The following is a 1,022-nucleotide window of genomic DNA, read 5'->3' on the forward strand; positions in this document are numbered from 1 at the left end:
GGCATGTACTTGACGCCGAGTTCGTATTGCCTGCCGCGACTCGGATCGAACAGCGCGCCTTCGTCGACCGCCATCACCGGCACGAACGATTCGCCATAGCTCGCGTACGGTGCCCAGCCGTTGCCGACCTGGTAGGTGACGCCGAGCCGGCCGGTGGTGGCGTTGTCGGTGCGCTCGGCGAGGCCGACCTCAAAAGCGGGATCGGCCCTCCGGTTCTCGTAGCGGGACTTCACGCGGTCCTGCCGCACGCCGACGGTCAGGCCCCAGTGCGAATCGAAGCGCACCTGGTCCTGCGCGTACAGCCCGACCTGCTCGAGGATCACCTGCTTGTCGCGCGACTGGGAGGTCGGCTCGGCGATCGGGATGCCGTAGACCGGGTTGGCCATGTCGAGCGGGGTCGTCATGTCCTGCCAGCGCTGCCACTCGGCGCGGCTGCGGTCGACGTCGAGGCCGAACAGCAGCGTGTGCGAGACGCTGCCGCTGTCCACCTTGCCCTGGACCGAGGTGTCGATGCTGTTCTCGTCGACTGCCTCCACGTCGTGCCGCGCCTGGCGCTCCAGCACGTTGGGATCGGCGTCGAAGAACGACTGGATGTGGTGCTTGTCGGAGGTGCGGTGCGCGTAGCGCGCCTTGTTCTGCAGCTGCCAGCCGTTGTCGAAGCGATGCGCGAACTGCCAGCCGATCGCGTCGGAGCCGGTTTCGATGCGGCTGTAGGTCGGGTCGCCCTCCTTGATCGAGGTCGGGCCGCCGTTGAAGTCGCTGACGTACTGCACGTCGTCGGAGCCGTCGTCGCGCAGCACCTCGGCCTGCAGCGTCAGCGAGGTCTGCGGCGTCGGCTGCCACTTCAGCGAGGGCGCGAGGTACTGGCGCTTCTGCGTCATGCGCTCGCCGTTCGGGTAGGTGTCCTGCGTGCCGGTGTCCAGCCCCAGGCCGACGACGCGCCAGCGCCACTGCCCGTCGTCGTCGATCGCGCCGCCCAGGTCGGCCATCACCTGCTTGCGGTCGTAGCGGCCGGTCTGCAC

Annotated in this window: 1 protein-coding gene; it reads right to left on the reverse strand. The window is 68.6% G+C overall.

The window, feature by feature from the left end:
- The coding region (locus AC1D01_RS36235; protein ID WP_477874583.1) for a TonB-dependent siderophore receptor at window positions 1-1,022 on the reverse strand (1,022 nt) is incomplete at both ends.

The sequence above is a fragment of the Rhizobacter sp. P3_B12 genome (genome assembly GCF_056402895.1).